The organism is Vicinamibacterales bacterium (genome assembly GCA_041659285.1).
In the GTDB taxonomy this organism is placed as follows: domain Bacteria; phylum Acidobacteriota; class Vicinamibacteria; order Vicinamibacterales; family UBA2999; genus 12-FULL-67-14b.
The window spans coordinates 118,888-126,831 of the sequence record JBAZYO010000016.1 but is presented as its reverse complement, the minus strand read 5'-3'; the positions used below and the strand labels follow the sequence as shown (position 1 = coordinate 126,831).

The 7,944-nt window shown below is 66.9% G+C and carries 7 protein-coding genes; 4 read left to right on the top strand and 3 right to left on the bottom strand.

Annotated features, from left to right (window positions below; genetic code table 11):
• Window positions 1-1,189: hypothetical protein (locus tag WC815_21170; GenBank protein MFA5911294.1), on the bottom strand; the 1,189-nt coding region annotated here is incomplete at its 3' end.
• Between the two features lie 119 nt (window positions 1,190-1,308).
• Here WC815_21170 and WC815_21165 point away from each other — a divergent pair.
• Window positions 1,309-2,613 (top strand): HupE/UreJ family protein, encoded by a 1,305-nt coding sequence (locus WC815_21165; protein ID MFA5911293.1) that lies wholly within the window; start codon window positions 1,309-1,311, stop codon window positions 2,611-2,613.
• A 90-nt stretch (window positions 2,614-2,703) separates the two neighbouring features.
• Here the strand turns inward: WC815_21165 and truA are convergent, their stop codons facing one another.
• Complete coding sequence (truA, locus tag WC815_21160; protein MFA5911292.1) at window positions 2,704-3,507, bottom strand: tRNA pseudouridine(38-40) synthase TruA; 804 nt, start codon at window positions 3,505-3,507, stop codon at window positions 2,704-2,706.
• Window positions 3,508-3,510: 3 nt separating this feature from the next.
• Window positions 3,511-4,083: an orotate phosphoribosyltransferase gene (gene pyrE, locus WC815_21155; GenBank protein MFA5911291.1), complete on the bottom strand. Its 573-nt coding sequence runs from the start codon at window positions 4,081-4,083 to the stop codon at window positions 3,511-3,513.
• 421 nt (window positions 4,084-4,504) lie between these two features.
• On the opposite strand from pyrE, the gene WC815_21150 reads away from it, so the two are divergent.
• From WC815_21150 to WC815_21140, 3 genes are all read left to right on the top strand, one after another.
• Window positions 4,505-5,962, top strand: coding sequence for a TolC family protein (locus tag WC815_21150; protein MFA5911290.1), 1,458 nt, complete (start codon window positions 4,505-4,507; stop codon window positions 5,960-5,962).
• A gap of 63 nt (window positions 5,963-6,025) precedes the next feature.
• Window positions 6,026-6,820, top strand: a complete 795-nt coding sequence (locus WC815_21145; GenBank protein ID MFA5911289.1) for a glycosyltransferase family 2 protein — start codon at window positions 6,026-6,028, stop codon at window positions 6,818-6,820.
• Window positions 6,757-7,848 carry a glycosyltransferase gene (locus tag WC815_21140; GenBank protein MFA5911288.1) on the top strand — a complete coding sequence of 364 codons (1,092 nt, stop codon included), beginning with the start codon at window positions 6,757-6,759 and terminating at the stop codon, window positions 7,846-7,848. The genes WC815_21145 and WC815_21140 overlap by 64 nt, the downstream gene beginning before the upstream one ends.
• Window positions 7,849-7,944 lie beyond the last annotated feature (96 nt).

The window sequence follows — 7,944 nt, the reverse complement described above, 5'->3', positions numbered from 1 at the left end:
TGTAGGTTTCGGTCGTGTAGATGGTGCCCTTCGAGTCGGTGGCGATGCTGTGCACGCCCAGGAACATCCCGGGCTGGCGGCCGCCGTAGCCGAAGTTGTAGAGCTCGGTCATGGACTGGCGGTCGAACACGCGCACGTGCTCGTTGGCGCCGTCGGCCATGTAGAGGAAGCGCTGGCCGGCGTCCTTCGAGAACGCGATGTCCCACACCGAGCCGTCCGACAGGGTGTTGGGCGCCACGAAGACTTCCTTCACGAACTTGCCTTCACGCGTGAAGATCTGGACGCGGTCGTTGATGCGGTCGCAGGTGTAGACGAAGCCGTCGTTCGACACTTCCGCGCAGTGCATCGGGTTCGAGAACTGCTTCGACGGCGCCTGGCCCGGCTGGTAGCGCGGCAGCGTGAGGTCGGTCGGCGGCTCGCCGTAGGCGCCCCACATGCGCTTGATCTTGCCGGTGTCGAGGTCGATCACCGCGACGCGGTGGTTGAGGTAGCCGTCCGACACGTAGCCTTCGTTCGCCTTGGCGTCGATGAAGATTTTCGCGACGCGCCCGAAGTTCTCCATGTCCAGACTGTTGGCCGCGAACGGACCGGCCGGGCGGGCCGGCGCGCCGGCGGCGGCGGGCGTGGCCTCGCGGAAGTTCGCGCCCTTGCGGGCGTAGGCCTTGCCGTACTGCGCCACGAACTTGCCCTCGCGGGTGAACTTCAGGATGTGCGAGTCGCCCGCCCCGTTGCCGCCGATCCACACGAAGCCCTTGTGGTCGACCACGATCCCGTGGTTCGACTCCGGCCATTCATAGCCGCCGGCCTTGTTGGGACCGCCCCAGCTGCCGACCAGGTTGCCCGCCGCGTCGAACTCGAGCACGGGCGGCGCCGGAATGCAGCATTCACTGACACGCGGACCGTCGGCCGTTGGCTGACCGATCTCCGTGCGATCGAGATTGCCGGGATCGTTGCCGCGGTGAATGAGCCACACATGATCCCGATCGTCCACCGTCAGGCCGATCGTCTGCCCGAGCACCCAGTTGTTGGGCATCGGCTTCGGCCAGAATGGATCCACTTCGAACTTCGGTGCCTGCTTGGCTTGCGCCGAGACGTTGTCGAGCAGTGCCTGGCCCGCACCCAGTGCGAGCAAGATCGCGACGAACGCCGCGCCTACGTAAAGCTTGCGATTTCTCGTAACCCGGTCCATCTTGGCTCCCCTCTCAAGAAGTGCCTCTAAAGCGGGCGCCAGTATACTTGGGACCGATAACCGTGTCGAGCGCCGTGACGACCAGCAAACTATTGAGCCGATTAACCGTGGTGATGGCCATGCTTCTGGCCCTTGCCCCGACCCTCACAGCCCACGAGGTTCCCAACGAGGTGACCGTCTTCGGGTTCGTCAGGCCCGCCGGGTCCACCTTGACGCTGCTGATCAGGGCCCCGCTTAAGTCCATGCGGGATATCGACATACCGACCGTGGCCGGGGGGTTCCTCGACTTCTCCCGCATCGAGCCGGCCCTCGACCACGCCGCGACCCTGTGGATTGGCGACTTCGTCGAGGTCTACGAGAACGGCAAGCGCGTCAACCTGTCGAAGGTGGCCGCCCTGCGGGTCTCGCTGCCCGGCGACAAGTCGTTTGCCTCCTACGATGAGGCCCTGGCCAACCTGATGACGGGCGCCCGGCTCGACCAGAGCACCCAGATTTACTGGGAAGACGGCATGCTCGACGTCGCATTCGAGTATCCGATCACCTCGGACCAGTCGGATTTCGCGATCCGGCCCGGACTCACCCGCCTCGGCCTCCAGGTGAACGTCGTCCTCCGCTTCCTGCAGCCCGGCAAGCCGGAACGCGCCTTCGACGTACACGCCGACACCGGCATCGTGCACCTCGATCCGCGGTGGCACCAGGCGTTCTACCTGTTCGCGCGCGACGGCTTCTTCCACATCCTCGACGGCACCGACCACCTGCTGTTCCTGCTGTGCCTCGTGATCCCGTTCCGGAAGCTGCGGCCGCTCGCGGTGGTGGTCACCGCGTTCACGGTCGCGCACTCGGTGACGCTGATCGCCTCCGCCTACGGGATGGCGCCCGACAGCCTGTGGTTCCCGCCGCTGATCGAGACGCTGATCGCCATCTCGATCGTCTACATGGCGTTCGAGAACATCGTCGGCGCCAGGCTCGATCGGCGCTGGATGATCACGTTCGCGTTCGGGCTGGTGCACGGGTTCGGGTTTTCGTTCCTGTTGCGCGAGCGCCTGCAATTCGCGGGGGAACACCTCGTGATGTCGCTGCTCGCGTTCAACGTCGGCGTCGAGATTGGCCAGCTGGCGGTGCTGCTCGTGATGGTGCCGGTCCTGGCGGTGATCTTCCGATACGGGTTGGCCGAGCGCATCGGCACCATCCTGATGTCGGCGCTCGTCGCGCACACCGCGTGGCACTGGGCGACCGACCGCGGCAGCGTGCTGATGACCTATCGCGGGCCGGCGCTCGACCTGAGGGACCTGGCGTCGTTGGTCCGGCTCGCCATCGTCATTGTCGGCGCCGCGTTCGTGATGTGGTTGCTGTCGCTGTGGATGGGAAAACCTCAGCAGCAGGCGCCCGGCACCCGGCACCAGGCACCCGGCACCGACGCATAGGCCCGCCTTCGCTCGCCTTGAAACTTCGGCGAGCTACGGCGCGGTCTCGCCGTAGCGGCCTGCGGCCGCGCAGGCGGACACCCTAGGCACTTAGTAGTTAACCTTCCAAAGCATCAGCCCGTGCGGGGGGGCGGTTTGCCCGGCGCGCGCGCGATCGTGCGAATCGATGATGGTTCGCATGGCGTCCGGTTCCAACTGGCCGCGGCCAATATCCACCAGCGTGCCGACAATCGTGCGCACCATGTGGCGCAGGAACCCGGTTCCGGAAATCTCGAAGCGCAACAGGCGTGCGTCGCGCTGCCGCGAGCCCGCGTCGAGGGGCGACACCGCGACCGGCTGATCGGTGTCGATGTTCATCTCGAGGAGTTCCGCCGACAAGACCCGGCGCACCGTGGTCTTCACGTCCTGGCCGCGGCCCTGGAAGGCGGCGAAATCCTGTTCGCCGACGAGCGCCGTGGCGGCCTTGGTCATCCGCTCGAGGTCCAGGACATACGGGACGTGCCACACCACGTGGCGGAGGAACGGGCTGGGCGCGGCGCCGTTCCAGATGGCGTAGCGGTAGGTCTTGGTTTTCGCGTAGATGCGCGCATCGAACCGATCGAAGGTCTCTTCGACCGCGCGAATGCGGATGTCGCCGGCCTTCAGCCGCGCGTTGAGGGCCTTGAGCAGCTGCTCGCACGCAATCGGATGATCGATCGTGATGCTGGCCACCTGCGCGGCGGCGTGCACGCCCGCGTCGGTGCGCCCGGCCGCCACCAGCGGATTGTGCGCGCCGATAATGGTGGCGATCTCGTCTTCGATGACGGCCTGGATGCCTTGCGCGTTGGTCTGCCGCTGCCAGCCGGAGTAGGCCGAGCCGTCGTAGGCGATCGTGAGCTTCAGCGTACGGGGCACGTGTTACTTCGCGCGCGATCCCGGCTTCACGACCGGCAGGCCTTGCTGGCAGAGCGGACAGTCATCCGGCTGATACGTCGGCACCACCATCGGCAGCAGCGCATGAAAGGGCACGTCGAGTCCCTGCTTGCCGCCGCTGCGATCGACGACGGCACAGGCGCCGACCACCACGGCGCCGGCGGCGCGCGCCACGTCCATGGTCTCGCGGGTGGATCCGCCCGTGGTCACCACGTCCTCGACGACCAGCACCTTCTCGCCCGGTTCGAGGGTGAAGCCGCGGCGCAGCGTCAGCGTGCCGTCCTGGCGTTCGGCGAAGATGGCGCGGACGCCGAGGGCGCGGCCCACTTCCTGGCCGATGACGATGCCGCCGAGGGCCGGCGAGAGCACCGTGGCGGCGCCCAGCGCGCGCACGGCATTGCCCAAGGCGGCACCGAGGGCCTCGGCATCACGGGGGTGCTGGAGGACCAACGCGCACTGGAGGTACCCGGGGCTGTGCAGCCCCGACGACAAACGGAAGTGGCCGTCGAGCAGCGCGCCCGAGCGGCGAAACAGGGTCAGCAGGTCGGATTCAGTCATCGATCGGTAGTATATCGGCCACCGTTGTGACCCACTTGCCCCAGTCGCAACGGTGGCCGCCCCGCCGAAGCGCCCGGCATCCTCGACCGTGCGCGGCGGCTTGGCCGCCATAGCGGGCTGAGTTCGGGCCGCGACGGCGGCTGTTTCAAACACCCTTACCGAACCCTGGTCGGCCCCATGACGTCTATGATGGAGAACCGGCGTGTGAGCCAGCGGTACCGCTTTTGCTGTCACCCCGGGTTCAGGCCAGCGGTTGACCTTCGATTGGAGTAGCAGTGTGATGCGTTTTGACCAGCGTTTTTGCGCCCGGGCGGTTGTGACGGCCGGCCTCGTGGCGACGATAGTGTCCGGTTTTGGGCTGTCGCCTGTCCACGCCCAGACAACGGCCGCTACGCCCCCGGCGCAAGGCCCGGTCCGGCGGATGAGCATTGACGATGCCGTGGCGACCGCGATCGAGCAGAACCTCGACCTGCAGGTCCAGCGCTACAACCCTCAGTTGCAGGAGCTCTCAATCACGCAGTTCAAGGCCGCGTATACGCCGAACTTCGTCTCGACCATCAGCACGTCGGACCAGACGCAGCCGTCGACCAACATCCTGTCGGGCGGCACCGCGAGCGGCATCACCAACGGCCAGTCGCTCTTCAACTTCGGCGTCTCGTCGCTCACCAATTGGTACGGCGGCAGCTACGACGTGCGCTGGAACAACGGCCGCAACACGACCAACAACCAGTTCTCGACGTTCAATCCGCAGTTGAACTCGTCGGTGAGCGCCACCTACACCCAGCCGCTGTTGCGGAACTTCCGGATCGATGGCGCCCGCCAGCAACTGCTGGTCAGCCAGAAGAACAAGGAAATCTCCGACGTCCAGCTGCAGCAGTCGATCGCGGTCACGGTGCGCAACGTGCGCAACGCCTACTACGACCTGATGTACGCCCTCGGCAACCTCGCCGTGCAGCGGCAGTCGCTCGAACTGGCGCAGCAGTCGCTCAAGGACAACCGCGCCCGCGTCGAGATTGGCACCATGGCGCCGCTCGACATCGTCCAGGCCGAGGCCGAAGTGGCCACGCGCGAAGAGTCGGTGATTCTCGCCGAGGCCGCCATCGACCGCGCGCAAGACACGCTGCGCGCGCTCGTCTTCAACCCCAGCCAGGCCGACTTCTGGGCGGCGCGCATCGAACCGACCGACTCGGTCACCTTCCAGCCGACCGCGGTCGACATTGACGGCGCGATCAAGAACGCGCTCGGCCAGCGCACCGACGTCGTCGCGGCGCGCAAGAACCTCGAGGTCAACGACGTCAACATCCGCTATTTCAAGAACCAGTCGCTGCCCGACGTCTCCGCGTCGGTCAACTACAACGCCCGCGCCACGGGCGGTCTGCAGGTCACGCGCGGCCGCGATCCCCAGACCGGCTTCCCCACCGGCGACATCCTGACCAGCGTCGAAAAGAGCTACTTCAGCACGCTGGGCAACACGTTCGCCGGCGACTTCCCCGGCTGGTCGCTCCAGGTGGACATTGCCTATCCGATCGGCAAGTCCACGCAGGAAGCGCAGCTGGCGCGGGCGCGGCTGCAGAACACGCAGGCCGAGCGGCAGGTGCAGAGCCTCGAATTGCAGGTATCGACGCAGGTCCGCGAGTACGGCCGCCAGGTGCAGACCAACGCCAAGCGCGTGGACGCGACCCGGTCGTCGCGCGTGCTGGCCGAACGCCGGCTCGAAGCGGAAGAGAAGAAGTACCAGGCCGGCATGACCAGCAGCTTCTTCGTGCTGCAGGCCCAGCGCGACCTCAACGTCGCCCGCAACAGCGAACTGCTGGCGCTGGTCGAATACGCCAAGTCGGTCGTCAACTACACCGCCGTCCAGCAGTCGCCCCTGTTCTAGTGCGGATCCTGACGGCATAATCTGCGTCAATCTGCCGCTGCCCTTCTCCGATAGACTGTGGCCGTGCCCGTCACGGCCACAGTCATCACCCTCAACGAAGCCGCCAACCTTCGGGCCGCGCTCGAGTCCCTGTCGTGGGCCGACGAGATCATCGTCGTTGACAGCCAGAGCACCGATGACACCGCCGCCATCGCCCGCGAGTTCACCGACCAGGTGATCGTCCGGCCGTGGCCCGGTTACATCGCGCAGAAGAACTTCGCCGCCGAGCAGGCCAGTCACGATTGGATCTTCTCGCTCGACGCGGATGAGCGCGTGTCGCCGGCGCTTGCCGGCGAGATCCGCACCCTGCTGCAGCGCGGTCCGGAGGCGCCGGGCTATCGGGTGCCGCGCGTCACGTTTCACCTTGGCCGCTGGATTCGATCCACGGACTGGTACCCGGATTACCAGCTGCGCCTCTACGATCGCCGGCGCGCGCGGTGGACGGGGCATCTCGTGCACGAGTCGGTCAAGGCCGACGGCCCGGTGATCGACCTGCGCGGCGAGCTTCTCCACTACGCCTACCGCGACCTCGCGCATCACCTGCAGACGATGGACCGCTACACCTCGCTGGCGGCGCGCCAGATGTTCGAGGACGGGCGGCGCGCGGGCTGGTTCGACCTGGCGGTGCATCCGCCGGCGGCGTTTTTCCGTAATTACCTGCTCCGTGGCGGCTTCCGCGACGGGGTCCCCGGGCTGATCGTCTCCGCGATGAACGCGCGGTACGTCGGCCTCAAGTTCGCGAAACTCTGGGAACTGTGTTCGCCCTCCACATCGACACCGCGCGCACGTGGCGCGGAGGACAGCAACAAGTCCTCCTGACCGTGCTCGGCCTTCGGGCGCGAGGTCACCGGGCGGTGCTCGTCGCGCACCCCGAGGGTGAGCTCTATCGACGCGCGTCCGAGGGTCCCGACCTGGTGCCGCTGGCGCCGGTGAACGAGATCGACCTGGCCGCGGCCTGGAAGCTGTCGCGGATCGTGCGGCAATGGCGGCCGGCGATCGTGCATGCCCACGACCCGCATGCGGTGGCCATGGCGTCGCTGGGCCTGTCGTTCAGCGCGCCGGTGCCGCGCCCGAAACTCGTCGTCTCGCGTCGCGTGGATTTTCATCTGCAAGGCAACGCGTTCTCGCAGTGGAAGTACCGGCAGGTCGACGGCTTCATCGCCGCGTCGGCGGCCATCCGCGACATTCTGGTCCACGACGGCATTCCCACGGACCGCATCGTCGTGGTGCACGACGGCATCGACGTCGGGAAGATCGCACATCGGCAGGCGGCGGACCTGCACGCGGAGTACTGGCTGCCGCACGGCGTGCCGGTGATCGTGAACGTCGGTGCCCTCGTCGGGCACAAGGGCCAGAAGTACCTGATCGACGCCATGCCGGCGGTGCTGCGGGAGGTGCCGGACGCGCGCCTGGTGATCTTCGGCGAGGGCGAGTTGCGCGCGGCGTTGGAGAAGCAGGTCAAGCACCTGTCGCTCGAGAAACACGTGCTGCTGCCGGGATTTCGCGAAGACGTGCTGTCGCTGATGAAGTCGGCCGACCTGTTCGTGATGAGTTCGATCACCGAGGGCCTGGGGTCGGCGGTGCTCGACGCGATGGCCATGGGCCTGGCGGTCGTCGGCACGCGCGCGGGCGGCATCCCCGAGGCGGTAGTGCCGGGCGTGACCGGCGAGCTGGTCGAGCCGGGCGAGCCGACGCCACTGGCCGTGGAGATCATCAAGCTGCTGAAGGACCCGTCCACCCGCCGCGCCTACGGCGAGGCGGGACGCCAGCGTGTCGCCGACCGGTTCGACGTCGAGCACCTCGTCGAAGGCACCCTCTCCGCCTACCGGCACTTCGCCCAGGGGTGATTGGGGTCAGGTCAAGAAAATCACAGTCTGGGATGATTGGGGACAGGGCAGCCCGAACTCCTGCGGTCCGCAGTTTCTGCAACGCCGAAGGCTGCG

Excerpts from the sequence above, each read along its gene's own strand:
- WC815_21165 (MFA5911293.1), top strand. The coding sequence starts at position 1,309 with ATGCTTCTGGCCCTTGCCCCGACCCTCACAGCCCACGAGGTTCCCAAC.
- pyrE (MFA5911291.1), bottom strand. The coding sequence starts at position 4,083 with ATGACTGAATCCGACCTGCTGACCCTGTTTCGCCGCTCGGGCGCGCTG.
- WC815_21150 (MFA5911290.1), top strand. The coding sequence starts at position 4,505 with ATGAGCATTGACGATGCCGTGGCGACCGCGATCGAGCAGAACCTCGAC.